We start from the raw sequence: 22755 nt of genomic DNA, 5'->3' as shown, positions 1-22755 counted from the left end.
GTGCATGGGTGCTCTGGCTGGGAAAATGAAGTAGGGCCCCGGCACCAGCCGGGGCCCTACTGTCTTGTGGTGGGCGACACTGGGTTTGAACCAGTGACCTCTTCCGTGTCAGGGAAGCGCGCTACCACTGCGCCAGCCGCCCGAGGTGGAGACGGGATTTGAACCCGTGTACACGGATTTGCAGTCCGTTGCCTCGCCTCTCGGCCACTCCACCATTGGGTGAGTCCTCACCGTCTTGGATGGGGGCGAGAGCCTCTCCGAGCGGACGACGGGATTCGAACCCGCGACCCTCACCTTGGCAAGGTGATGCTCTACCAACTGAGCCACGTCCGCATGTGTTGCCTTCGGAAGGAATCTCTCCTCTTCCTCGTGCTGAGCACTCGACTTAGTTTAGTGGAAGTCTTCCTGACTTCCAAATCCGCTCTTTCGTTCCCGGCTCTTCACGTGCCGTTCGCGGTCGGTGCGTTGAGAACACTAGCCGAGCCCTGTTGGCTGCGCAAATCACCCCTGGGGAGCCCCGGAGGGCTTGACGAGGCCATCCAGAGGGACCGCGCTCAAGGGTGCCCTGCTGCCACGCGTGCCCTGGAGTGGACTCAAGGCAGGGCGGCAAGTACGCCATCGGTGCTCATGTGGACCGGATTTGTGCGCTTCCAGAAAGGCCGCTAGTGTTTCTCTTCGCAAGGGCGATTGGCGCAGTGGTAGCGCGCTTCGTTCACACCGAAGAGGTCACTGGTTCGAACCCAGTATCGCCCACCCTGCAAGGGAGGCCCCGACAGTTGTTGTCGGGGCCTTTTCCGTTTGCGGCGGCGTGCGTGACGAGGCCAGGGCGCCGCAGTTCCACGCGCCACTCAGTGGTGGGCACTTCGGTCGCCTCGGCTCGCCTCTCTCACCTGTTCCAGCGGGGGAAAGCACATCCCGTCTCGTTCGGGACCGGAGTCCGCGCGCCGACACCCACCGGCAAATCTCTGGTGAGGATGCTTGGAAGCCACACACCTTGCGCGCACGGGTGCTCGAACGGGGGTTCCGGTGGAGAATTTTTTGTGCCCGTCAATTCACGTCCTTTTTAGTGGAACTTCAAAGACATCTTCTGTGGCCGTGGCTCGAGTTGGCGGCCGACGCCGCGAACCGGGGGCGGCACTCCGAAGATCCTGCAGTTGAAGAGCCTCGATCGGGTAGCCAAAAGCATCCACATAGTGAGATATAGATCCACTATCTGGACACACGCTTGCCAGTGCGAGTCCTGTGCGAGGACTGTTGTCGGGACGGCAATGGAGCCGAAAGTCCCACTGACAAGAAAGAAGGCTCCTGATGACCGCACCCGCGCTCGTGCTGCTGGCCCATGGCTCCACGGATCCTCGAATCGCCGGACAGCTCCACGAACTTCGCCGATCGATGCAGCAGGCGCGTCCCGACCTCGACGTCTCGCTCGCCTTCCTCGACCACTGCCCTCCGTCCGGTCCTGCCGTGGTGCAGGCACTGGCAAAGAGGGGCGTGAAGGAGATGGTCTTCGTCCCCCTGGAGCTGTCCAGCGCCGTCGACGTGGACCAGGCCGCTATCGATGTCGTCGAGCTCCTGCGCCACAACCACCCATCCGTCTCGACGCAGCTGGCCCGTCCCGTGGGTCCGGCCACGGACCTGCTCAATGTGCTGGACCAGCGCCTGCGCGAGGCCCTGCGCGCCTCGGGCGCCGGCGAGCTTGACGCGCTGGTGATCTCCGTCCCCCAGACCGGCGACGCACGAGGCAATGCACTGCTGGCCCGCCGCGCCCGTCAGTGGGGCTCGCACCACCGCCTGCCCTGCCTGGTTGCTGCCAACGACTGCCCCGCCACCGACATCGCACACGCCATGAGCGCCCTGCGTGCCCAGGGCCGTCGCCACATCGCGGTAGGAAGCCTCTACGTCTGCGGCGACCAGTCCTTCCGCCTCCAGCGGGCCACCGCGCTCAAGGCTGGTGCCGTGGCCGTCTCGGAGCCCATCGGAGCACACGAGGTCCTGCTCGAACTGGTAATGGCCCGCTACGCCTTCGCGGCCATGGACCTGCTGGACCACGCCCAGCTGCAGGACGAGGCAACGCTCAGCGTGGCCATCTGACGAAGGACGGCAACGAGGGGCCCACACGGCATCGAGTGGACCCCTCGTCCCTTCCTGCAGGGGATCAACTCTTGGCCAGACGCGCCTTCTCCTTCGCGACGTCGAAGTCGGCCACCGGCCAGCTCAGCTCCATCTCCTCGAGCCTCTCCAGCAGGAGCTGGGCCACCGCCCAGTTGCGGTACCACTTGCGGTCTGCCGGGACCACGTGCCACGGGGCCGGGTCGGTATTGCACCTCTCAAGCAGGTCCGCATAGGCCTCCATGTAGGCCGGCCACTTCTTGCGTGCGTCGATGTCGCCCGGGTTGTACTTCCAGTGCTTCTCGGGATTGGCCAGACGCTCGGCCAGCCGCGCCCCCTGCTCCTCACGGCTGACGTTGAGGAAGCACTTGATGGTCTTCGTCCCACTGGCCGCCAGGTCAGCCTCGAACTTGTTGATCTGCTCGTAGCGCTTCTCCCACTCCTCGACGGGGACAAGTCCCTCGACCCGCACCGCCAGCACGTCCTCGTACTGGGACCGGTCGAAGATGCCGATCATGCCGGGACCAGGCAGGGCCTTGCGGATGCGCCACAGGAAGGAGTGGGAGAGCTCCTCCTTCGTGGGCTTCTTGAAGGCCTTCAGGGCAATACCCTGGGGATCGACCATGCCGATGGCGTGACGGATCACGCCGCCCTTGCCGGAAGTGTCCATCCCCTGCAGCACGACCAGGACGCTCGGTGCGTCCTCGTGCTCACGGCCGTTGGCGTAGAGCCGCTCCTGCAGCTCGTCGAGGCGCTGCCCGACCAACTCGCTCTGGGCGGGGGCGTCAACCTTCCCCTTGCCCGGATAGCCAGGCGTGGCACGCGAGTCGAGCGAGGCCACGTCGACCGGGCCCTGGGGCAGGCGCAGCAGTTCGTGCAGGCTGGTCTTCCTGCCCTCAGCGAGCTCCTGCTCGGAGGACGACTTGTCAGACTTCTTCTTCTTGGACATGCCCGTCATTGTGATCGAGGTGAGGCCCGGGCGGAAGGATTCTCGACCTGGGCGAAGTCGGATCTCGGGCGCTCAGTGGTCCTTGCGGGCACGGCTGGGTTGCACCCGGGGCGGCTCACCGGGCATCTTCGGGTACTCAGGAGGATAAGGCATTTCCCCCTGCCCGGCGGCGGCGTCACGTGCGTACCAGTCCAGAGCCGTCGCCAGACTGGCCGGGGACACGCGGTACAGCGGCTCCCAAGGGTCGCCCACCTGCTCGAAACGGGCGGGCATCGTCGCCACGGTGAACTCGCGGGGGTCGACCTCGGCCACCTCATCCCAGTCCAGGGGTGCAGAAACCAACGCTTCGGGGACGGGCTTGATGGAATAGGCGCTCGACATCAGGCGGTCGCGTGCCATCTGGTTGAAGTCGACGAAGATGCGCTCTCCTCGCTCCTCCTTCCACCAGTCGACCGTGACCAGCTCGGGCATCCGACGGGCCAACTCACGCCCGATGGCGATGGCGGCGTGGCGCGCATCGATGAAGTCGATGGGCTCCACGGAGGCGTAGACATGCAGGCCGCGTCCGCCCGAGGTCTTGCAGAAACTCTCCAGTGCGAGCTCAGCCAGCAGCGCGCGCAGTTCCAGCGCCACCTGCCGTGCTTCGGCGATACCGGTCCCCGGCTGCGGGTCGAGGTCCAGGCGCAACTGGTCCACCAGTTCGGTCTCGGGAGCCGTGACGGGCCAGGCATGGAAACGCAGCGTGCCGAGGTTCACCAGCCACAGCAGGTCTGCCAGGCAAGTGGGCATCACCTGCTGCGCGGTGCGCCCCGAGGGATAGGTCACCGTCGCCGTCTGCACGTGCTCCGGCATCGAGAAAGGTGCCTTCTTCTGGTAGAAGGCGGCTCCGCGTCCCGCACGGCTGGTGATGGTGGCACCGGGCTGCACTCCCCCGGGCCACCGCTCCAGGGTCGTCGGCCGGTTCCGCAGGGCTGCGAGCAGACCCTCACCGACGGACTGCACGTAGTTGGCCACGTGGAGCTTGGTGAGCCCCAGCTCGGGGAAATAGGGCTTGTCCGGGCTCGACAGGCGCACGGCGACGCCGTCTGCGTCCAGCTCGATGGCGGTGCTCGGCATGCCGCCAAGACTATCCGGAGGCTCTGGTGTGGCCGGGTACATTCGAGCCATGGCCGATGAGCAGAACGAATCCGTGACCCTTCCCAGCATCGAGCGCATCGTCAAGAGCGATGCCGAATGGCGATCCCAGCTCAACGACCTGGAATACCAGGTGCTGCGCCAGTCGGGCACCGAGCGCCCCTTCACGGGTGAGTACACCGACACCACCACCGAAGGCGTCTACAGCTGCCGTGGCTGCGGCACTGAACTGTTCCGCAGCACCGAGAAGTTCGGGTCGCACTGCGGCTGGCCGAGCTTCTTCGCTCCCTTGGCCGAGGAGCGGGTCCGTTATCTGCGAGACGGGTCCATCCCCGGACGCCCGCGCGTCGAGGTGCGTTGCGCCGCGTGCGACTCCCATCTTGGCCACGTCTTCGAGGGTGAGGGCTATGACACCCCCACCGACCTGCGCTACTGCATCAACTCGGTCTGCCTGACCCTGGAACCGACCCAGTCCTGATGCTGCCCGGTCCTGAGCCGCTGTCGTTTCAGGACTGGCCCATCACGGAGGCATCGACCGTGTGACGGGCGTCCACCGGCTTGGTGAGCAGGCCCGCGGTACGCATGAACTTCTCCATCGCCACGAAGCGCGACTCGGTGAGCAGTCCGTCGGGCCGCTGCTGGTCTCCATTCCACAGCGGGATGCTGGCCTCGAGGGTGGCGGCCGCAGACTTCTGGGCGGCTGCCGCCTCGAGTCCGGGCACGTGCCGGGTGGAGACCTGGATCGCAGCCGCGGGGTCGTCGACGACGGCCTGGATGCCCTTGACGCTGGCCCGGCAGACCGCCCGCACCATGTCGGGTCGTTCGGCCAGCACGGCGCGGCTGGTGACGATGCTGGTGCTCACCAGGGGGATCTCGTCGCCCAGGCCGATGGCGCGCACCGGCACCCCGGCGCCCTCGAACTGCACCATGTCGTTGTTGGCAAAACCCATGATGGCGTCGACCTTGCCGGTGGCCAGGGCCGCCTGCTGGGTGTAGCCGATCTGCTGGATGGTGACGTCCTTCTCGGTGAGCGAGGCCTGGTGCAGGGCAAGCTGGAGGCCGTACCAGGTCTCGCCGAACTTGCCGGGAACTCCGATGGTGTGGCCCTTGAGCTGCTCGAGGGTGGTGATCGGTGAGTCCTTGGGCACGATCACCACCACCGGGTAGGCGCGGTAGAAACCGGCGACGGTCACCAGGTCCATTCCTTCGCTGTTGGCCTGGAGCACCTCATCGCCGCCGGCGATGGCGAACTGCTCCTGCCCGGAGCTGAGGGCGTTGAACAGCCCCTCGCTGGCACCGTGGTGGCGCAGGCTCGCGTCGACGCCCGCCTGGCTGTACAGCCCCTTGGTGGCTGCCCAGTAGAAGGGGGCGAACTGGATGTTGGGGATGTAGGTCAAGCCGATCACGGCCTTCCCGAGCCGCGCTGCCCCCGTGGACGGCGACCCGGACGATGAGGCCGTGGCCGAAGAGGTGGCCTTCTGCACGGCGGTGCCGTTGCAGGCAGTCGTGGCGAGGCAGGCACCGCCCAGGGTGAGCAGGGTTCGGCGGGACAGGCTGGTCATCGGGAGGCCTTTCGCAGGGGGCGGGAGTCCTCGAGGCGCAGGCTGCGCTCGAAGTGGCGGATCAGGGAATAGATCGTCGAGGCGACGGTGCACAGGGCGAACAGGGTGGAGAACATGCCGACGGTGTCCACCTGGTCGCGCTGGACGGTCAGCAGCTGGCCCATGCCGTTGCCGCCCATCACCATCTCCCCGACCACGGCGCCGGTGATGGACAGGGTGAAGCCATTGCGCAGGCCGGCCAGCGCGCTGGGCAGGGCCAGCGGCCCCTCGATGAAGGCCAGCAGGGAGGCTCGGCCTGCGCCGTCCATCCGGGCGGCGTCGACAACCTCCGGGTCGACGTGCCGCAGGCCGAGCAGGGCACTGACCAGGATCGGGAAGAAGACCATCAGGGCGCACAGCAGGACCACCGCGGGCAGGCCATAGCCGATCCAGAGCACCAGCAGCGGTGCCAGGGCAATTGCCGGGATCGCCTGAGTGGCACCCAGGAAGGGATTGACGGCGTCCGAGAACCATCGGGACTCGTGGATGGCGACGGCCAACGGAATCCCCGCCAGCAGCCCCACGGCACAGCCCCCCAATGCCTCCATCAGGGTCAGGCCCAGGGCGCGCCACAACAAGGGGCCGGAGAGGTCGTTGCCCAGCCGCACCAGCACGTCTCCCGGTGCCGGCAGCACGAAGGCGGGCCACCCGGCCCGGTTCACCAGGAGCTGCCACAGACCTACCAGGACCAGGCCCAAGACCACAGGCGCGGTGATCGTGCGCAGGGTGGTGCGGTGTGTGCCCACGTGCGCCTCCCTCGTCGATCCCGCCTGTGCAGTGGCATGACGGGAGGACGCCGAGGGGTCTCGACGGGGCATGCGGCCGCAGCCGCGAGGCGTGTCTCCTCCCATCCGGACTTTCACCGTCGGTTCCGGAATTGCACCGGACAGGCCATCACGGGGATGGTTCGCGGACTGTCACCGCCGGCTCGGACTTGCACCGATCCCGGAACACGCCGTGCGGGGCCATTATAGGACCGGCCCCGCAGGGTGCCTGCCTCAACAGCAGGCGCAGCCACCTTCGTGGGGAGTACCCCAGCTGGCCAGGATGGTCTCGAGCTCGCGACGGCGGCCGGTGAAGAAGGGCTGTTCCTCGCGCATGTGCTTGCGGGCGTCGGCCGCGCGCAGCTCGCGCATCAGGTCGACGATGCGGTGCAGCTCGGGCGCCTCGAAGGCGAGGATCCACTCGTAGTCGCCCAGGGCGAAGCTGGCGATCGTGTTGGCCCGCACGTCCTTGTACTCGCTGGCCATCATGCCGTGCTCGCGCAGCATGCCGCGACGCTGGTACTCGGGCATCAGGTACCACTCCGAGTCGCGCACGAAGGGGTAGACGCACAGGTAGTCCTCGGCCTTCTCGCCCTGGAGGAAGTTGGGGACATGCGACTTGTTGAACTCGGCCTCACGGTGGATGGCCATCTGGGACCAGACCGGCGCCAGGGTCTGGCCCAGCTCGGTGGCGCGGAAGGCGAGGTAGGCGTCCTGCAGGGTGTCGGAGCTGGGCGCCCACCACCAGACCATCAGGTCGGCCTCGGCGCGGAAACCGGCGATGTCGTAGAAGCCACGGATGGTGAACTCCTTGCCCTCACAGGCCTTCTCCACCGCCGCGATCGCCTCGGCAGCGGCCTCCGGGCGCACCGGGGTGGTGCGCTGGAAGACCGCGATGTTCATGTAGTAGGTGCCGTGGTTGATCGCGTCGAACTTGCTCATGCCTGTGCCTCCTGGCGGATGGTGGGTGCTTCCTCGTGGACCAGCTCGACGATCCGGGTCAGCACGCCCGGGTCGGTGGTGGGCGGGACTCCATGCCCCAGGTTGAAGATGTGGCCGGGGGCCTTGGCCCCGGCACGGATGACCTCGCGGACGCGCTCGGCCAGCACCTCCCAGGGGGCCAGCAGCAGGGCCGGGTCGAGGTTGCCCTGGACAGCCTTGTCCGGGCCGATGCGTCGGCTGGCGACATCCAGGGGCGTGCGCCAGTCGACGCCGACGACATCACTGCCCGCCTCGGCCATCGCGGGCAGCAGCTCGGCCGTGCCGACACCGAAGTGGATGGTGGGCACGCCACCGGTCAGCGAACCGAGGACCTGGCTGCTGTGCGGCAGGACACGTTCGCGGTAGTCGCGCTCGGCCAGGGCGCCGGCCCAGGAGTCGAAGAGCTGCACCGCGCTGGCGCCCGCATCAATCTGCACCTGCAGGAAGGTGCTGGAGATCTGCACGAGGCAACGGCACAGCTCGTCCCACAACTCTGGGTCGCCGGCCATCATCGACTTGGTGCGGGAGTGGTCCTTCGAGGGGCCGCCCTCGACGAGGTAGCTGGCCAGGGTGAAGGGTGCGCCGGCAAAGCCGATCAGCGGCGTGGCGCCGAGCTCGTCGACGATCGAGGTGATCGATTCGGTGACGAAGCCCACCTGGGCCGGATCGAGGCTGCCGATCTGGTCGAGGTCGGCGCGGGTGCGAATGGGATTGGCGACCACCGGGCCGGTGCCCGGGACGATGTCGAGGTCCACCCCCATGGCCTTGAGGGGCAGCACGATGTCGGAGAAGAAGATCGCCGCGTCAACCTGGTGACGACGGACCGGCTGCAAGGTGATCTCGTGGATCATCCCGGGCTCCATGCATGACTGGAGCATGCTGGTGCCCTTGCGCAGTTCACGGTATTCAGGGAGGGATCGGCCAGCCTGACGCATGAACCAGACGGGCAACCGTACGCCCTGTTCGCGTCGAGCGGCAGCAACGAGGTCAGATGCGTGGCTCACCTGCTCGATTCAACCACACCCATGAGTGGACGGCACATCGTCGACGGGCCACAGGCTGAAGGCCTGGTGGGGACGCGGCGAGCCTGTCAGGGCGGCTGGGCGGCAGTGCCTAGGGTCTTGGCCGTGGAACCATCCCGCCTTACCAGCCAGCCGTCCAGCACCTTCGATGCCCTGCTGCGGATCATGGACGGGCTGGACTGGGCCGGTGACATGGATGTCGAGCGCATCCCTGGACCCCGTGGGCTCGCGGCCCGCTCGGCCGCACTGGCCGCCGAGGTGAACGGACGCGACCAACTGGCCAGCGGTCGGTTGGTGCTGCTGCAGGAGGACGAGGCGGTGCCCGCCTGGGGTGCCGACCTGCGCCTGGTGAGCCTGGTCCAGTCCGAGGTGACGCCCGGGATGGCCCAGGGTTCGACGGTGCACGACGTGGGCTGGAGCTGGGTGCAGGGCTCACTGGATGCCCGCCGTGCGCACTGGGGCGCCCGGTCCGGTACAGTCTCGACGGTTTCGAGTCGCACTTTCGAGGGACTCCAGGACAACCCCGACCATGCGGAGATCGAGATCAGGGCGTCGTGGACGCCCCTGCTGGATGATCCCGGCCAGCTGGTCGACCACCTGCTGGCCTGGCAGGACCTGGTGCGTACCGCCGCTGGCCTGCCTGGATCGTCCGCAGGCGTGGTGATGCTGGGTTCCAGGCTGGGAAGGACACGATGAACGACAAGACGAGCGCACAGTCCTCGGCGAGGGAACTCGCCGGCGAAGGCGCGCCGGGGGTGGCGGACACACCGATGGCGGTGCTCGACCGGCCGCGCGACGGCGCACCGACGGTCGTGGACACCCCGGAGGCCCTGGCCGCCAGCGTGGCCGCGCTGGCCGGCGGCACCGGAGCCGTCGCCGTCGACACCGAGCGCGCCCAGGGCTTCCGGTACTCATCCAAGGCCTACCTGCTGCAATTTCGCCGCACCGGCTCCGGCACCCACATCATCGACCCCATCGCCTTCGAGGATGCCTCGGGCGTGCCGCAGCTGCAGGAGCTGCAGGAGGCGATTGTTGACGCCACCTGGATCATCCACGCCGCCAGTCAGGACCTCCCCTGCCTGGTGGAGGCCGGTCTGGTGCCCCGCACCATCTTCGACACCGAGCTCGCCGGCCGGCTCCTGGGACTCGACCGCGTCGGACTGGGTGCCATGATCGAGCGCTACTTCGGCCTGCGGCTGCTCAAGGAGCATTCGGCAGCAGACTGGTCGCGCCGTCCCCTGCCCGACGAGTGGGTCAACTATGCCGCCCTCGACGTGGAACTGCTGGTGGAGCTGTGCGAGACGATGACCGGCGAGCTGGAGACCGCCGGCAAACTCGGCTGGGCCATGCAGGAGTTCGACCACCTGGTCGAGCACTGCACCGATCCGGTGAAGCCCCGGCCCGAGCGGTGGCGCCGCACGCACGGGATGCACCAGGTGCGTACGCCGATCGGTCTGGCGGTGGTGCGTGAACTGTGGAGCGTGCGCGACGAGCTGGCCTCCCGCCTGGACAAGGCTCCGGGCCGGCTGGTGCAGGACAGTGCCGTCAGCGAGCTGGCCGCCAAGGCGGCCACCACGCGCCCGCCGCACGTGCCGAGCAAGGAGGAGCTGCGCCAGGTCAACGGCTTCAAGCGCCGCACCGCCAAGCAGTACGAGAACAACTGGGTTGCCGCCCTGGAACGGGTGTCCGCAATGAGCCGTGCCCAGCTGCCCAGCGCCCGGGTGCCCACCGATGGCCCCCCGCCGCCGCGCAGCTGGGAGCGTCGCCACCCCGAGGCCTTCGCCCGCTGGAATCGGGTGCGCCCCGCCACGCAGGAGATGGCGGAGAAGCTGTCGATGGCGCCCGAGAACCTGATCGCTCCCGATGCGCTGAAGCGCATCACCTTCGAGCCGCCCTCCCCACTGGAGTCGCAGGCGCTCGATGCCCGTCTGGCCGAGCTCCAGGTGCGGCCCTGGCAGCGGGAACTGTTGGTTCCGCTGCTCCAGGACCTGCTGGCGGACTGAGGCTGGCCCCGCTGGGGTCAGCCCTCCAGGGAGGTGGGCGCGGTGCTCTGCTCCTCGGAGGCCTGCATCAGGTGGCATCCGAGCACCTGGTGCGCGATCTCCTGACCCGTCAGGCCCAGGTCCTGCAGCAATTCCGGACGGCTGGCATGGTCCAGGAAGCGCTGCGGGATCCCGAAGCACATCAGTGGGGTGGTCACGCGCATGCGGCGCATGGCATCACCCAGTTGGGCCCCCACGCCCCCGACGACCATCGAGTCCTCGATGCTGACCACCAGCTGGTGGCGTCCCGCCTGGTCGACCAGTGCGGGGCTGACCGGCACCGACCACAGCGGGTCGACCACGGTGCTGCGCACGCCCTGGCGTGCCAGGCGCTCGGCGACGTCGAGGGCGAGGCCCACGAACTGTCCGTGGCCCACGACCAGGATCTCGGCCTCCTCGTCCAGGCGCAACAGGTCGAGTCCGTCCTGGTGGCGCACCGCCTCGATCGGGTCGGGCAGCTTCTCCTTGGACCAGCGCACCACGGTGGGGCCGTCGTCGATCCCCACAGCAGTCTCCAGCGCCTGGGCCATCCGTACGCCGTCGCGCGGCGAGCTGAGGCGAAGACCCGGCACCAGCGAGCACATCGACACGTCCCACATGCCGTTGTGGCTGGCGCCGTCGCTGCCGGTGAGGCCGGCACGGTCGAGGCAGAAGGTGACCCCCTCGCGGTGCAGGGCCACATCCATCAACAGCTGGTCGAAGGCGCGATTGAGGAAGGTCGAGTAGACCGCGACGACCGGGTGCAGGCCGCCAGCGGCCAGGCCTGCGGCGGAGGCCACCGCGTGCTGTTCGGCGATGCCCACGTCGAAGGTGCGCTCGGGGAAGACCTGCGAGAAGCGGGCGAGCCCCACGGGGTGCAGCATCGCTGCGGTGATCGCCACCACCTCGGGATGGCGGTCGCCGATGCGCACCATGGCCTCACTGAAGGCATCGGTCCACGTGGCCTGCACCGTGGCGGACAGTGGCTCGCCGGTCAGCTCGTTGATCTTGCCGACGGCGTGGAAGCGGTCCTCCTCGTGGTCCTCGGCGAACTTGAAACCGCGCCCCTTCTGGGTGATGCAGTGCACGATCACCGGACCGCCGAAACCCCTGGCCTGCTCCAGTGCCTGTTCCACGGCCTCCAGGTCGTGGCCGTCGATCGGGCCCAGGTACTTCAGGCCCAGGTCACTGAACAGCCCCTGCGGCGCCAGGACATCCTTCAGGCCGGCCTTCATGCCGTGCAGCAGGTCATAGGCGGGCCGACCGAAGATGGGGGCCTTGTTGATGCTGCGCTTGGCGACGTCGAGCACCTGTTCGTAGCGGCGGTCGGTGCGCATCCCCGCCAGGTGGGTGGCCAGGCCTCCCACGGTGGGCGTGTAGGAACGACCGTTGTCGTTGACGATGATGACCAGCCGCAGGCCCTCCTGGACGGCGATGTTGTTCAGCGCCTCCCAGGCCATGCCGCCGGTGAGGGCCCCGTCGCCGACCAGGACTGCGACGGTGCGGTCCTCGCCCTTGAGGCGGAAGGCCTTGGCCAGGCCCTCGCCCCAGCTGAGCGAGGTGGAGGCGTGCGAGTTCTCCACCCAGTCGTGCTTGCTCTCCGTGCGGGAGGGATAGCCTGACAGCCCGCCCTTCTGGCGCAGGCTCTCGAACTGTCCGGCGCGGCCGGTGAGGATCTTGTGCACATAGGCCTGGTGCCCGGTGTCGAAGACCAGCGGGTCATTGGGCGAGTCGAAGACGCGATGTATCGCCATGGTCAGCTCGACCGCGCCCAGGTTCGGGCCCAGGTGCCCACCGGTGCGGCTCACGTTGGTCACGAGGAAGGCCCGGATCTCGCGAGCGAGCTCTGCGAGCTCGGCGTAGTCCAGCGCGCGCAGGTCGCTCGCTGATGAGATGTGGTCCAGCAAAGACATGGGTGACATCCTAGTCCTGTCTGGCTTGGCAGGGGGCATTCGTCGGGTGGCTCACAGCTTTTCCACGAAGTCCTCACCCCTCAGTGCCGTCTCCACCAGAGCCACGGCACGGCGTACCCGCACCAGGCGGGCCCCCTCGCTCTGGATGGTACTGGCCGCCTGGTCGAGGACGTCGTCACCCACCAGGCCACCGAGTTCCGCCCGTGCGGTGCCCAGCATCCGTCGTGAGCTCTCGATCTGGCCATCGACGAACTGGGCCGCCATCCGGGCCAGCACGACCGGATGGCGGCGCAGCACCTGGTGAGCGCGATAGTCAGCCGGGCACTGGTCGAGCAGCCAGCCGACGGCCGCCTGCTCCCAGTCGTGGCTCCCCCGCGGCGGCACCTCCACAGGCCAGCCGGGTGGCAGGAAGACCTGGCGTCGGGGCTCCTGGACCGAAGGGCGGCGTACGCGCACCGCACCCCCGGCGTGGTAGCCAGTGGTCTGGCCGCGTCCTGCCGGCCTCCTCGTGCCCGCGTCGGGGTACTGCGTGAAGGCCATGCCCATGGGTCCACCTCTTCCCTGTCGTGGCGCCACCCGGATGGTGGCGCGCCGTGCCTGGGGAAGAGACTGCACGTCGCCTCTGACATTTTGTCGAACTGGTTTTCGGTGACGCATGCTGGGCTCCGGAAATGCACGAGGGCCGTGCCAGTGGGTCACTGGCACGGCCCTGTTCGACCTGTCCCGCCTCAGCGGGAGCCGGTCACTTCATCAGCTGACGCAGCACGTACTGCAGGATGCCGCCGTTGAGGTAGTAGGCGCGCTCCCCGGGGGTGTCGATGCGCAGGATCGCATCGAACTCGACCTTGCTGCCGTCGGCCTTGGTGGCCACGACGTGCAGGGTCTTGGGGGTCTTGCCCTCGTTCAGCTCGGTGACACCGGTGACGTCGAAGGTCTCGGTGCCGTCGAGGCCGAGCGACTCGGCATTCTGGCCCTCGGGGTACTGCAGCGGGATGACGCCCATGCCGATGAGGTTCGAGCGGTGGATGCGCTCGTAGCTCTCGGCGATGACGACCTTGATGCCCAGCAGCGTGGTGCCCTTGGCGGCCCAGTCACGCGAGGAACCCGAACCGTACTCCTTGCCGGCCAGGACGACCAGCGGGGTGCCGGCCTTCGCGTAGGCCTCCGCGGCCTCGAAGACCGTGGTCACGGGGGCGTCGTCCTGGGTGAAGTCACGCGTGAAGCCACCCTCGGTGCCGGGGGCCACCTGGTTGCGCAGGCGGATGTTGGCGAAGGTGCCACGGATCATCACCTCGTGGTTGCCACGACGCGAGCCCAGGGAGTTGAAGTCCTGGCGCTCGACACCGTGGTCGATCAGGTACTTGCCCGCGGGCGAGTCCGCCTTGATGGCGCCAGCCGGCGAGATGTGGTCGGTGGTCACCGAGTCACCCAGCTTCAGCAGGACGCGGGCGCCCGTGACGTCCTCGACCGGGGTCGGCTCGGCCGGCATGCCGTCGAAGTAGGGCGCACGACGGATGTAGGTGGAGGCCTCGTCCCACTCGAACAGGTTGCCCTCGGGGGTCTCGAGGTTCTGCCAGCGCTCGTCACCGGCGAAGACGTCGGCATAGCGCGCCTTGTACATCTCGGCGCTGATCGAGCTGCCGATGACCTCCTCGATCTCCTCGGTGGAGGGCCAGATGTCCTTGAGGAAGACGTCCTGGCCATCGGCACCCTGGCCCAGCGGCTCCTTGGCGAGGTCGATGTCCATCGTGCCGGCCAGCGCGTAGGCGATGACCAGCGGCGGGCTGGCGAGGTAGTTCATCTTCACGTCGGGGCTGATGCGGCCCTCGAAGTTGCGGTTGCCCGACAGCACGGCAGTGACGGCAAGGTCATTGTCGTTGATGGCCTGACTGACCTCGGGGATCAGGGGGCCGGTGTTGCCGATGCAGGTGACACAGCCGTAGCCCACGGTGTTGAAGCCCAGGTCGTCCAGCGACTTCTGCAGACCGGACTTCTCGTAGTAGTCGGTGACGACCTGCGAGCCGGGGGCCACGGTGGTCTTGACCCACGGCTTGGGCTTGAGGCCCAGTTCGCCGGCCTTCTTGGCCACCAGAGCTGCACCGATCATCACGCTCGGGTTCGAGGTGTTGGTGCAGGAGGTGATCGAGGCCACGGTCACGGCGCCGTGGTCCAGCTCGAACTCGGCGCCGTTTTCCAGCTTGACGTGCACCTTCTTGCTCGGGCGTCCCTCGACATCACCGTTGCCGGCCCGCTGCGGGGCCTCGGAGGTGTCGACGTCACCGGGGGTGGGCTGCAGTGGGTCGGACCCGGCCATGGTCGACTCGACGGCCTTGTCCAGGCTGCCCTTGACGGGCTGCTCGGCGTCGCCGGCGTAGGACGGCAGCACCTCACGGAAGGCGTTCTTCGACTTCGACAGCTCGATGCGGTCCTGGGGACGCTTCGGGCCGGCGATCGAGGGGACGACGGTGGACAGGTCCAGCTCGATGTACTCGGAGTAGACCGGCTCCTTGTCGGCCTCGTGCCACAGGCCCTGCTCCTTGGAGTAGGCCTCGACCAGGGCAATCTGCTCCTCGTCGCGTCCGGTCAGGCGTAGGTAGTCGGTGGTGTTGGAGTCGATCGGCCACACGGCGATGGTGGAGCCGTACTCGGGGCTCATGTTGCCGATGGTGGCGCGGTTGGCCAGCGGCACCTCGGAGACGCCGGGGCCGTAGAACTCGACGAACTTGCCGACGACCTTGTGCTCGCGCAGCATCTCGGTGATGGTGAGCACCATGTCGGTGGCGGTGACACCCTCGGGGAGCTTGCCCGAGAGCTTGAAGCCGACGACCTTCGGGATCAGCATGCTGATCGGCTGGCCGAGCATGGCAGCCTCGGCCTCGATGCCGCCGACGCCCCAGCCCACGACGCCCAGGCCGTTGACCATGGTGGTGTGCGAGTCGGTGCCCACGCAGCTGTCGGGGTAGGCCTGCAGCACGCCGTCGACGGTGCGGGGGAAGATCACGCGGGCCAGGTTCTCGATGTTGACCTGGTGGACGATGCCGGTGCCCGGGGGGACGACCTTGAACTCGTCGAAGGCACCCTGCGCCCAGCGCAGCAGCTTGTAGCGCTCCAGGTTGCGCTGGTACTCGATGTCGGTGTTGAGCTGGAGGGCATCCTTGGTGCCGAAGTACTCGGCGATGACCGAGTGGTCGATGACCAGCTCGGCCGGGGCCAGCGGGTTGACCTTGTCGGCATCGCCGCCGAGGTCGGCGACGGCCTGGCGCATTGTGGCCAGGTCGACGACGCAGGCGACGCCGGTGAAGTCCTGCATGATCACGCGGGCCGGGGTGAACTGGATCTCCTTGTCGGGCTCACCCGTCGGGGCACCAGCAGCGAGCGCCTTGATGTCTTCGGCGGTGATGTTGGCACCGTCCTCGGTGCGCAGCAGGTTCTCCAGGAGCACCTTGAGGCTGTAGGGAAGCTTGTCGTGACCCTCGACGGCGTCGACGCGGAAGATCTCATAGGACTGGCCGTTCACCTCGAGGGTGGACTTGGCTCCGAAACTGTTGACGCTCATGCATCACTCCCTGGTTGGACTGCTCTGGCGACTGCGCCAAAGTCTCTTGATGTCAAGATACCACCTTGTCCCACAGGCCTTGGGATGGCGGTGGCCCCGGGGCCAGTCTGCTACACCCGAGCGGCCGCGGGCCAGCCGTTCAGCCGTCGAATAACGTGCGAAAAGCCTTGCCAATTTGGGGTCTGGGGCATCTCGAGGTGCCAGGGCTCAGGCGCGCCGACGTGCTGCCTGCTTGTGTTGCAGCTCGCGTCGATTCCGGTTCCAGGCCTCGCGAAGCTCCGGATCGTCCATCACCAGGTAGACCAGCCCACAGTTCTGCGGGCCATCGGCACCCGGCTGGCACAGGCTGCACGGGTCACCGGGGCGGATCGGGCACTTGGCGTTCACGGCAGGCATTGCCCCATTCTGCGCTTCGGGGCCGATGGTCCTGGCCGGGGGGTCAGGCCAGGTGTCGCACCGTCAGTGGGTGATGAGCGTCCACCCGGCCTCGACGATCCGGTCCCACTGGGCCGTGGTCACCGGGGACGTGAGGGCCAGGTTCACCACGACCACCGTGCGCGCGGTGTGGTGGCCGCCGTCGTCGAAGGGCAGCCGGGGTGCATGCTCGACCCGGTCGATCGTCGGCAGCCCCATCAGGGAGCCCATCACCGCGCCGAGACTGCCGGACCGAAGCCGGTCGCCCCAGGCGGGGATGGCCGCGAAGTCCACCTCCTGGGCGCTGGCCTCGGCCTGCAGGCGCGCGGGCACACCCTCTCCCACCTGCCAGATGTTGACCAGCAAAGTGCACCGTGGGATCGCTCAGTCCCGCGTCAGGAGGGCCACGCACTCCACGTGGTGCGTCATCGGGAACAGGTCGAAGGCTCGGATCTCACGATGGGCGTAGCCGTGCTCGGCGAAGGTCTTCAGGTCGCGGGCCAGGGCTGCCGGGTCGCAGGCCACATAGGCGATGGCGCGGGCCCCGAGACCCGCCACATGGGCGACCACCCGGGCCCCAGCCCCGGTGCGTGGCGGGTCGAGGACCACCAGGTCGACCCTGCCAGGCAGTCGCGTGAGGGCCTTGTCGAGCGGGGAGGCGATGAAACGGGCTCCAGGAACATTCTGCCGGGCCAGTTGCACGGCGCGGTTGGCCTGCTCCACGCCCACGACCCGCACGCCTCGCTCCACCAGGGCACCGGCGAACAGGCCGACGCCGCAGTAGAGGTCCAGTGCGCTCTCCCCCTGCTGCGGCTGCACCATCTCCAGCACGGTGCGGGTCAGGGTCTCGGCCGCGCGGGGATGCACCTGCCAGAAGCCGTCGGCGCGAACCCGGAAGTGGTGTCCGTCGACCTGTTCCGCCACCAGCTCGGACCCCTCTTCGCGGGTGGTGACGACATGGGCGCTGCCCGTCGAGGGCACGACGACACGGATCTCCTCAGGTGCCCCTTCACGGGCGATCTCGTCGAGTCGATCCGGTCCGGGGACCCCGGGGTGGGCAATGAGGCAGCCCTGCTCGGGCAGGGGCACGAGCCGGTGGGACCGGTGGGCGCGCATGCCGACCACACCGTCCTCGACGGCGAAGCGGGTCCGGGTGCGCCAGCCGACCACGGGCTCCACCTCCCCGACCGTGCCCTGCCAGCTGATCCCGGCCAGGCGCTCCAGCTGCTCCGCGACGACCCGCCGCTTGAGCTCGCGCTGGCCCTCGGGCGTGACGTGCTGGAAGTCGCAGCCACCGCACCCGCCCGGGACGGCCACGGGACACGGCGGCTCCACGCGCTCGGGGGCGGCCCGCACGACCTCCACGGCATCACCACGCCAGAAGCTCTTCTTGCGGGCATCGGTCACGTGCACCATCACCTGCTCGCCCGGGATCGCATGCCGCACGAAGATGACCCGCCCGTCGTGGCGCGCGACGCAGTGCCCGCCGTGTGCCACCGGCCCCACCTCGACGGGGCCGATGATGGTGCCGGTCGGGTTCACGAAGTCACTGCTCACCACTGCATTGTCCCGCACACGCGGGGCCCGGCACACCACGGCGCGACAGTGGGGGCTGGCGATGACCTGGACGGCATGTGCTGTAGCGTCAACCCGTCGTCCACTCGCCGCACGGACCGCCGCGCGACGGTATCCAAGGAGCATCGAAGTGCACATCGTCATCATGGGTTGTGGCCGCGTCGGAGCAAGCCTCGCCCGCAGCCTGCAGAAGCGCGGCCACGACGTGTCGATGATCGACACCACCGAGGACGCCTTCGGCCGCCTGGGTCCGGACTTCACCGGCACCACCGTCAAGGGCGTCGGCTTCGACCGCGAGGTGCTGGAGAAGGCAGGCATCCGCACCGCCGACGGTTTCGCCGCCGTCTCCAGCGGTGACAACTCCAACATTCTCGCGGCCCGCGTCGTGCGCGAGGAGTTCGGCATCCAGAACGTCGTCGCCCGCATCTACGACCAGGGACGCGCCGAAGTCTACGAACGCCTGGGAATCCCCACCGTCGCCACCGTCCGCTGGGCCGCCAACCAGGTGCTGCGCGGTCTGCTGCCCGAGGGCTCCGAGCCGGTCTGGCGCGACCCGTCGGGCAATGCCCGCCTGGTGCAGGTGCAGGTGCACCAGGGGTGGATCGGGCACCGCATCCACGAGATCCAGCAGGTGCTGGCCACCCCCCTGCCCTTCGTGGCGCGTTATGGCAGCGGCCTGGTGCCCGATGCCGAGACGGTGCTGCAGGAGGGCGACCTGCTCTATGCGGCCATCGAACTGGACCGCACCGACGAGATCGAGGAGCTGCTGGGCAACCCGCCCGCCGGCCCCGCCACCCGCACCCACTGAGACCACCGCCACACAGGAGGACTGCCATGCGCATCGTGATCGCCGGGGCCGGCCAGGTGGGCCGTTCCATCGCCCGCGAACTCATCTCCAACGGCCACCAGGTGCTCCTGGTGGACCGTGACACCACCATCCACGCCGACTCGGTGCCCCAGGCCGAGTGGCTCTTCGCCGACGCCTGCGAACTGGACACCCTCACCGAGGCGCGCCTGGACACCTGCGATGTCAGCATCGCCGCCACCGGCGACGACAAGGCCAACCTGGTCCACCTGCTGCTGGCACGCACCGAGTTCGGCGTTCCCCGCACGGTCGGCCGCGTGAACCACCCCCGCAATGAGTGGATGTTCGACGAGGTGTGGGGCGTCGACGTGGCCGTCTCCACGCCGCGACTGATGTCGGCGCTGGTGGAAGAAGCGGTCAGCATCGGCGACCTGGTGCGCATCTTCACCTTCAAGGGTGGCAGCGCCAACCTGGTGGAGATCACCCTGCCCGGGGAGAGCCGTCAGGTGGGGGCCTCGCTGGCCGAACTCGACCTGCCCGGAGATGCCGTCATCGTGGCGATCGTGCGTGATGGCCGGGCCATGGCGCCGCGACCCCAGACCACCCTCGAGACCGGTGACGAGATGCTCTTCGTCATCTCCCCCGACCACGAGCCCGACCTGGCACGGCTCTTCGCGCCCCGCGACCACTGAGACGACGTGACGAGGCCCGACGTCCAGGGCCTTCAGACCCGCCCCGGGATGATGCGGTACTTGGGGTTGTAGATGGCCGGGCGGCCGCCGAAGAGGGTCACGAAGCCCTCGACTGCCACCTCTTGGCCCGTCTCGAGGCCGGTGATCGAGCGCCGACCCATCCACACCAGCCCCATCTCGCCGGTGCCGTCGTAGAGGACGGCCTCCAGCCAGCGGCTCGAATCCGAGGCTTGCTCCCCCACCGCCATCAGGTGCCCGCGCAGCCGCGCGTACTGGCGCAGGGGGACATCGGCCACGGTCACCGTCCGGTCGTCCTGCTCCTGCTCGGTGACCGGGTGGGTGGCCGTGCGCTGTGGGCGCCACAGGCGCGCCAGCAGGCCTCCACTCACTGCTGCTCAGCCTCCTGCTCCTGGGCTGCCTGCTGCTGGGCGAGCAGCTCGGCGGGGATCTCCATCGGGATGAGGTCGCCGGGCACGCGGGGCTGGTCGTCGCGGCGCACCACGATGTTGCGGAAGAACTCCAGCAACACCTCGGTGGGGCCGTCGACGCCCTCGTTCATGCCCGCCTCACCCATCAGCACACCGCGCAGCAGCCAGCGCGGACCCTGGGCGAACCAGGTGCGCGAGACGTGGTACATCGTCTCACCCTCCTCGTTCTGCAGCGGGATGACGCGGCGAATCTCGGTTCCGAAGGGGCCCTCGGCCAGCTGGACGTCGCCGCCCTGCTGCTGGGTGACCTCGACCATCTCGCGACGGATGTCGCCGGCCATCGGGCTGCTGGACGGGGCACCGAAGACGGCCACCTCCAGTGCCGAGTTGCCGTGCATCACCAGGGCGGCCTGTACCTGCTGGGTCTGCTCATCGACCTGGAGCTGCAGCTGCATGCCGTCGAAGGGGGTCATCACCAGGGCACCGAAGTCGAGACGGTCCACCTCGTCGGCGTCCAGGTCCACCTCGTCGAAGTCGAAGGGGCCGTCCTCGCGCCAGTCCTGCTCGTCCAGTGCGACCCAGCGCTCGTCGTCGGGGTCGACGACGGGCAGCTCGGGAGCCACCTGCTCGGCCTGCTGGGCCTGGATGGGCTCTTCGTCCTCCAGGGCCCCGCGGCTGGCACGCACCGATGCCGCCTCGGCGTCGACCATCGGGCGCTCCTCGCGGACCTCGACCTCCTCGGGTGGCTGCTGCGCCACCTGCTCCTCGACGGCGGGCTGCTGGTCCCCGGTGGGCTGCTCGAGCCCGGGATCGTCATTCTTCTTGCGACCAAAGATCACGACTGGCTTCCCTCCACTGGCCTGGACGGCTCTCGCCCGGGCGAACGTCGCCGATCCTACCGCGGCTGCCAGCCAGCGATCCCGCCGCTGGAGCCATGCCCACCCGCACCCCGGGCGCTCTGGTCGAGAGAATCGACCTCCACCAGGTGCACCAGTTCCACGCGCTGGACGACCAGCTGGGCGATCCGGTCGCCGCGATGCAGCGTGACCGAGTGCTGACTGTCGGTGTTGATCAGGCAGACCTTCACCTCACCGCGGTAGCCGGCGTCCACGGTGCCCGGGGCATTGACCACCGTGACGCCGTGCCTGGCAGCCAGGCCGGAGCGCGGATGCACGAAACCGGCGAAGCCCGAGGGGATCTCCACGGCGAGCCCGGTCGGCACCAGCCGGCGTTGCCCGGGGGCCAGCACGAGGTCGACGGTGGTCATCAGGTCCAGGCCCGCGTCGCCGGGATGGGCACGTTCGGGAAGCGGCAGGCCGGGATCGAGCCGGCGCACCCGCAGGGCCCAGGCGTCCTCAGCCATGCCCGGAGGACAGGTGCGAGTTGGCAGCGCTCACGAAGGCCTCGGGATGACGGCTGCTGACCAACCAGTAGGGGTGGGGGTCGGCCGGATCGTCCAGAAAGACACGCACCGACTGCTTCACATAGGGCCGGGTCAGCATCCACGCGCGCGCATTGCCGCCGGGGCCCAGAGCCTGCTGGGTCTGGGCCTGGTCGAGGGCCTCGACGCTTGCCACCCAGGGCCACTCCACCGTGGCGCCACCGGCCCTGATGCCGTGCTCGTCGACCTGCAGGCGGGGACGGCCATAGGCGAACAGCACCCCGCCGACCCCCACGAAAGTCACCAGGGCCGTCGCCCAGCCCAGCCAGATGTTGGTGTAGGCCGCCACCGCCACAACGAGACTGAGTGCGAAACCGATGGCCAGCAGCCACCAGGCCGCGGGAAGGTGCAGGTCTTCGCGGTGCCGTCGTGCCTGTGTCGCCATGGCCCCCAACCTATCGGGTGCGGTGCGCCGAGGGCGAAAGCCCCCAGTGGCAGTCGTCTGCACTGCCTAGGATGGAGCGCGCAAGGTGCCACGGCCAGCGGCCGCGGCACGCTCCACACACAGCGAGGAGAGACGATGGCCAGCCTCAGCCAGAACCTCAGTTTCAAGATCTATGCCGGAGTCCTGGGTGCGGTGACCACCATCGCCACCCAGCAGGCCCTCAAGATGGCCTGGAAGGCCGTCACCGGCGACACCCCGCCCGATCCCAACGACCCCGACACTCCCCCCACCTATGCCGCCATCTGGGCCGTCGCCAGCGCGGCGGGGCTCGGTGTGAGCCAGATCGTGCTCAACCGCTACGTGAGTCGTCGCTACGAGGCGACGACCGGCGAGCACCTGGACACCTCGTCGAAGAGCAAGATCAAGATCTGACGCACCTCCGAGGGCGCCCGGCGCGCTGGACGGACACGAGGGGCGGGGGCCGCATCATGCGGCCCCCGCCCCTCGCCGTGTTCGCCGGACTGGTCAGACGCAGTCGACGCAGTAGCTCTGGCCCTTGCGGGTCTCGGCCATCTGGCTGGTGGACTTCACCAGGAAGCAGCTCGCGCAGGTGAACTCATTGGACTGGCGCGGCAGGACGCGAACCGTCAGCTCCTCATGGGAGAGGTCCGCACCCGGCAGCTCGAAGGACTCGGCCGCCTCGACCTCGTCCTCGTCGACCTTGCCGGAGTTCTTGTCATTGCGACGAGTCTTGAGCTCCTCGATGGAGTCTTCCTTCATCTCCTCGTCGGTCTTGCGAGGGGCATCGTAGTCAGTCGCCATGTCTTCCTTCCATGTGGTGCCCAGCCGTGACGGGTAGGGCTCTTCTGAGTTGGGGCCGTGTTCCCGTGGCGCCCAGCCCTCGGTGCTGCTGGGCAACGCGCGCCCGACCCCACTCATTCCCGACCTCGGAAAAGTCCGCGGTG

Annotated in this window: 24 protein-coding genes, 4 tRNA genes and 1 riboswitch; of the genes, 8 read left to right on the top strand and 20 right to left on the bottom strand. The window is 68.4% G+C overall.

Going from position 1 to position 22755, the window contains the following annotated elements; all coding sequences use genetic code 11:
• Positions 1–67 precede the first annotated feature (67 nt).
• The 3 genes from ACYVKA_RS10235 to ACYVKA_RS10225 all read right to left on the bottom strand — a co-directional run bounded on the left by ACYVKA_RS10235 (position 68) and on the right by ACYVKA_RS10225 (position 333).
• Positions 68–142, bottom strand: a tRNA-Val gene (locus tag ACYVKA_RS10235).
• 1 nt (position 143) lies between these two features.
• Positions 144–214 (bottom strand) — tRNA-Cys (locus ACYVKA_RS10230).
• Between the two features lie 46 nt (positions 215–260).
• Positions 261–333: transfer RNA gene (locus ACYVKA_RS10225), tRNA-Gly, on the bottom strand.
• Positions 334–681: 348 nt separating this feature from the next.
• On the opposite strand from ACYVKA_RS10225, the gene ACYVKA_RS10220 reads away from it, so the two are divergent.
• Both ACYVKA_RS10220 and ACYVKA_RS10215 read left to right on the top strand, forming a co-directional pair.
• Positions 682–753, top strand: a tRNA-Val gene (locus ACYVKA_RS10220).
• 555 nt (positions 754–1308) lie between these two features.
• Entirely contained in the window at positions 1309–2091 is a 783-nt protein-coding gene (locus ACYVKA_RS10215) for a sirohydrochlorin chelatase (protein ID WP_460705148.1), read from the top strand.
• Positions 2092–2155: 64 nt separating this feature from the next.
• Here ACYVKA_RS10215 and ACYVKA_RS10210 read toward each other — a convergent pair whose 3' ends face one another.
• Both ACYVKA_RS10210 and ACYVKA_RS10205 read right to left on the bottom strand, forming a co-directional pair.
• Positions 2156–3058, bottom strand: a complete 903-nt coding sequence (locus ACYVKA_RS10210; RefSeq protein WP_460705146.1) for a PPK2 family polyphosphate kinase — start codon at positions 3056–3058, stop codon at positions 2156–2158.
• Between the two features lie 72 nt (positions 3059–3130).
• The gene (locus ACYVKA_RS10205) at positions 3131–4174 is read right to left on the bottom strand and encodes a DNA polymerase domain-containing protein (protein WP_460705144.1); all 1044 of its coding nucleotides are present in this window, start codon (positions 4172–4174) and stop codon (positions 3131–3133) included.
• A gap of 49 nt (positions 4175–4223) precedes the next feature.
• Between ACYVKA_RS10205 and msrB the strand changes: the two genes are divergently transcribed.
• Positions 4224–4670 (top strand): peptide-methionine (R)-S-oxide reductase MsrB, encoded by a 447-nt coding sequence (msrB, locus tag ACYVKA_RS10200; RefSeq protein ID WP_460705142.1) that lies wholly within the window; start codon positions 4224–4226, stop codon positions 4668–4670.
• Positions 4671–4698: 28 nt separating this feature from the next.
• On the opposite strand, the gene ACYVKA_RS10195 is transcribed toward msrB, so the two are convergent.
• The 4 genes from ACYVKA_RS10195 to hemE all read right to left on the bottom strand — a co-directional run bounded on the left by ACYVKA_RS10195 (position 4699) and on the right by hemE (position 8542).
• The gene (locus ACYVKA_RS10195) at positions 4699–5754 is read right to left on the bottom strand and encodes an ABC transporter substrate-binding protein (RefSeq protein WP_460705140.1); all 1056 of its coding nucleotides are present in this window, start codon (positions 5752–5754) and stop codon (positions 4699–4701) included.
• Entirely contained in the window at positions 5751–6539 is a 789-nt protein-coding gene (locus ACYVKA_RS10190; RefSeq protein WP_460705138.1) for an ABC transporter permease, read from the bottom strand. Before ACYVKA_RS10190 ends, ACYVKA_RS10195 begins: the two co-directional genes overlap by 4 nt.
• Before the next feature lie 89 nt (positions 6540–6628).
• A riboswitch (FMN riboswitch) is annotated at positions 6629–6751 on the bottom strand.
• A 40-nt stretch (positions 6752–6791) separates the two neighbouring features.
• The gene (gene hemQ, locus ACYVKA_RS10185) at positions 6792–7499 is read right to left on the bottom strand and encodes a hydrogen peroxide-dependent heme synthase (RefSeq protein ID WP_394277436.1); all 708 of its coding nucleotides are present in this window, start codon (positions 7497–7499) and stop codon (positions 6792–6794) included.
• Entirely contained in the window at positions 7496–8542 is a 1047-nt protein-coding gene (gene hemE / locus ACYVKA_RS10180; RefSeq protein ID WP_460705136.1) for a uroporphyrinogen decarboxylase, read from the bottom strand. Before hemE ends, hemQ begins: the two co-directional genes overlap by 4 nt.
• A 123-nt stretch (positions 8543–8665) precedes the next feature.
• Here hemE and ACYVKA_RS10175 point away from each other — a divergent pair, with 123 nt between their 5' ends.
• Both ACYVKA_RS10175 and ACYVKA_RS10170 read left to right on the top strand, forming a co-directional pair.
• Positions 8666–9256: a DUF3000 family protein gene (locus tag ACYVKA_RS10175; protein WP_394277438.1), complete on the top strand. Its 591-nt coding sequence runs from the start codon at positions 8666–8668 to the stop codon at positions 9254–9256.
• Positions 9253–10563, top strand: a complete 1311-nt coding sequence (locus tag ACYVKA_RS10170; protein ID WP_460705134.1) for an HRDC domain-containing protein — start codon at positions 9253–9255, stop codon at positions 10561–10563. The genes ACYVKA_RS10175 and ACYVKA_RS10170 overlap by 4 nt, the downstream gene beginning before the upstream one ends.
• A gap of 17 nt (positions 10564–10580) precedes the next feature.
• Here ACYVKA_RS10170 and dxs read toward each other — a convergent pair whose 3' ends face one another.
• From dxs to ACYVKA_RS10140, 6 genes are all read right to left on the bottom strand, one after another.
• Positions 10581–12494: a 1-deoxy-D-xylulose-5-phosphate synthase gene (dxs, locus tag ACYVKA_RS10165; protein WP_460705132.1), complete on the bottom strand. Its 1914-nt coding sequence runs from the start codon at positions 12492–12494 to the stop codon at positions 10581–10583.
• 51 nt (positions 12495–12545) lie between these two features.
• A complete protein-coding gene (locus ACYVKA_RS10160) occupies positions 12546–13040 on the bottom strand; it encodes a hypothetical protein (RefSeq protein ID WP_460705130.1) in 495 nt (164 codons plus the stop codon).
• Between the two features lie 196 nt (positions 13041–13236).
• A complete protein-coding gene (gene acnA / locus ACYVKA_RS10155; RefSeq protein WP_460705128.1) occupies positions 13237–16050 on the bottom strand; it encodes an aconitate hydratase AcnA in 2814 nt (937 codons plus the stop codon).
• A 207-nt stretch (positions 16051–16257) separates the two neighbouring features.
• The gene (locus ACYVKA_RS10150) at positions 16258–16446 is read right to left on the bottom strand and encodes a DUF6767 domain-containing protein (RefSeq protein ID WP_460705126.1); all 189 of its coding nucleotides are present in this window, start codon (positions 16444–16446) and stop codon (positions 16258–16260) included.
• Between the two features lie 63 nt (positions 16447–16509).
• Positions 16510–16809 carry a hypothetical protein gene (locus ACYVKA_RS10145; protein WP_460705124.1) on the bottom strand — a complete coding sequence of 100 codons (300 nt, stop codon included), beginning with the start codon at positions 16807–16809 and terminating at the stop codon, positions 16510–16512.
• Positions 16810–16848: 39 nt separating this feature from the next.
• A complete protein-coding gene (locus ACYVKA_RS10140) occupies positions 16849–18021 on the bottom strand; it encodes a class I SAM-dependent RNA methyltransferase (RefSeq protein WP_460705122.1) in 1173 nt (390 codons plus the stop codon).
• A 163-nt stretch (positions 18022–18184) separates the two neighbouring features.
• Between ACYVKA_RS10140 and ACYVKA_RS10135 the strand changes: the two genes are divergently transcribed.
• Positions 18185–18847 carry a potassium channel family protein gene (locus ACYVKA_RS10135; protein WP_394276543.1) on the top strand — a complete coding sequence of 221 codons (663 nt, stop codon included), beginning with the start codon at positions 18185–18187 and terminating at the stop codon, positions 18845–18847.
• 26 nt (positions 18848–18873) lie between these two features.
• A complete protein-coding gene (locus ACYVKA_RS10130; protein WP_460705120.1) occupies positions 18874–19536 on the top strand; it encodes a potassium channel family protein in 663 nt (220 codons plus the stop codon).
• Between the two features lie 32 nt (positions 19537–19568).
• Here ACYVKA_RS10130 and ACYVKA_RS10125 read toward each other — a convergent pair whose 3' ends face one another.
• The 4 genes from ACYVKA_RS10125 to ACYVKA_RS10110 all read right to left on the bottom strand — a co-directional run bounded on the left by ACYVKA_RS10125 (position 19569) and on the right by ACYVKA_RS10110 (position 21790).
• Positions 19569–19925 carry an OB-fold nucleic acid binding domain-containing protein gene (locus tag ACYVKA_RS10125; protein ID WP_460705118.1) on the bottom strand — a complete coding sequence of 119 codons (357 nt, stop codon included), beginning with the start codon at positions 19923–19925 and terminating at the stop codon, positions 19569–19571.
• On the bottom strand, positions 19922–20674 hold the full coding sequence (locus ACYVKA_RS10120; RefSeq protein WP_460705234.1) for a DUF3710 domain-containing protein: 753 nt from the start codon (positions 20672–20674) through the stop codon (positions 19922–19924). The genes ACYVKA_RS10125 and ACYVKA_RS10120 overlap by 4 nt, the downstream gene beginning before the upstream one ends.
• A 185-nt stretch (positions 20675–20859) precedes the next feature.
• Complete coding sequence (dut, locus tag ACYVKA_RS10115) at positions 20860–21327, bottom strand: dUTP diphosphatase (protein ID WP_394276539.1); 468 nt, start codon at positions 21325–21327, stop codon at positions 20860–20862.
• The gene (locus ACYVKA_RS10110) at positions 21320–21790 is read right to left on the bottom strand and encodes a DUF3093 domain-containing protein (protein ID WP_460705116.1); all 471 of its coding nucleotides are present in this window, start codon (positions 21788–21790) and stop codon (positions 21320–21322) included. The genes dut and ACYVKA_RS10110 overlap by 8 nt, the downstream gene beginning before the upstream one ends.
• A 135-nt stretch (positions 21791–21925) precedes the next feature.
• On the opposite strand from ACYVKA_RS10110, the gene ACYVKA_RS10105 reads away from it, so the two are divergent.
• A complete protein-coding gene (locus ACYVKA_RS10105; RefSeq protein ID WP_394276537.1) occupies positions 21926–22222 on the top strand; it encodes a DUF4235 domain-containing protein in 297 nt (98 codons plus the stop codon).
• 93 nt (positions 22223–22315) lie between these two features.
• Here ACYVKA_RS10105 and ACYVKA_RS10100 read toward each other — a convergent pair whose 3' ends face one another.
• On the bottom strand, positions 22316–22612 hold the full coding sequence (locus tag ACYVKA_RS10100) for a DUF4193 domain-containing protein (protein WP_394277195.1): 297 nt from the start codon (positions 22610–22612) through the stop codon (positions 22316–22318).
• Positions 22613–22755 lie beyond the last annotated feature (143 nt).

Source organism: Luteococcus sediminum (genome assembly GCF_054783495.1).
Note: the sequence above shows the minus strand (reverse complement) of the source record. Positions and strands in the feature narration are given on the sequence as shown.

Bases quoted from the DNA above. Each gene is read 5' to 3' on its own strand.
- ACYVKA_RS10215 (WP_460705148.1), top strand. From the start codon at position 1,309: ATGACCGCACCCGCGCTCGTGCTGCTGGCCCATGGCTCCACGGATCCT.
- ACYVKA_RS10210 (WP_460705146.1), bottom strand. From the start codon at position 3,058: ATGTCCAAGAAGAAGAAGTCTGACAAGTCGTCCTCCGAGCAGGAGCTC.
- ACYVKA_RS10205 (WP_460705144.1), bottom strand. From the start codon at position 4,174: ATGCCGAGCACCGCCATCGAGCTGGACGCAGACGGCGTCGCCGTGCGC.
- msrB (WP_460705142.1), top strand. From the start codon at position 4,224: ATGGCCGATGAGCAGAACGAATCCGTGACCCTTCCCAGCATCGAGCGC.
- ACYVKA_RS10195 (WP_460705140.1), bottom strand. From the start codon at position 5,754: ATGACCAGCCTGTCCCGCCGAACCCTGCTCACCCTGGGCGGTGCCTGC.
- hemQ (WP_394277436.1), bottom strand. From the start codon at position 7,499: ATGAGCAAGTTCGACGCGATCAACCACGGCACCTACTACATGAACATC.
- ACYVKA_RS10170 (WP_460705134.1), top strand. From the start codon at position 9,253: ATGAACGACAAGACGAGCGCACAGTCCTCGGCGAGGGAACTCGCCGGC.
- dxs (WP_460705132.1), bottom strand. From the start codon at position 12,494: ATGTCTTTGCTGGACCACATCTCATCAGCGAGCGACCTGCGCGCGCTG.
- ACYVKA_RS10160 (WP_460705130.1), bottom strand. From the start codon at position 13,040: ATGGGCATGGCCTTCACGCAGTACCCCGACGCGGGCACGAGGAGGCCG.
- acnA (WP_460705128.1), bottom strand. From the start codon at position 16,050: ATGAGCGTCAACAGTTTCGGAGCCAAGTCCACCCTCGAGGTGAACGGC.
- ACYVKA_RS10150 (WP_460705126.1), bottom strand. From the start codon at position 16,446: ATGCCTGCCGTGAACGCCAAGTGCCCGATCCGCCCCGGTGACCCGTGC.
- ACYVKA_RS10135 (WP_394276543.1), top strand. From the start codon at position 18,185: ATGGGTTGTGGCCGCGTCGGAGCAAGCCTCGCCCGCAGCCTGCAGAAG.
- ACYVKA_RS10130 (WP_460705120.1), top strand. From the start codon at position 18,874: ATGCGCATCGTGATCGCCGGGGCCGGCCAGGTGGGCCGTTCCATCGCC.
- ACYVKA_RS10120 (WP_460705234.1), bottom strand. From the start codon at position 20,674: ATGGTCGACGCCGAGGCGGCATCGGTGCGTGCCAGCCGCGGGGCCCTG.
- dut (WP_394276539.1), bottom strand. From the start codon at position 21,327: ATGGCTGAGGACGCCTGGGCCCTGCGGGTGCGCCGGCTCGATCCCGGC.
- ACYVKA_RS10110 (WP_460705116.1), bottom strand. From the start codon at position 21,790: ATGGCGACACAGGCACGACGGCACCGCGAAGACCTGCACCTTCCCGCG.
- ACYVKA_RS10105 (WP_394276537.1), top strand. From the start codon at position 21,926: ATGGCCAGCCTCAGCCAGAACCTCAGTTTCAAGATCTATGCCGGAGTC.
- ACYVKA_RS10100 (WP_394277195.1), bottom strand. From the start codon at position 22,612: ATGGCGACTGACTACGATGCCCCTCGCAAGACCGACGAGGAGATGAAG.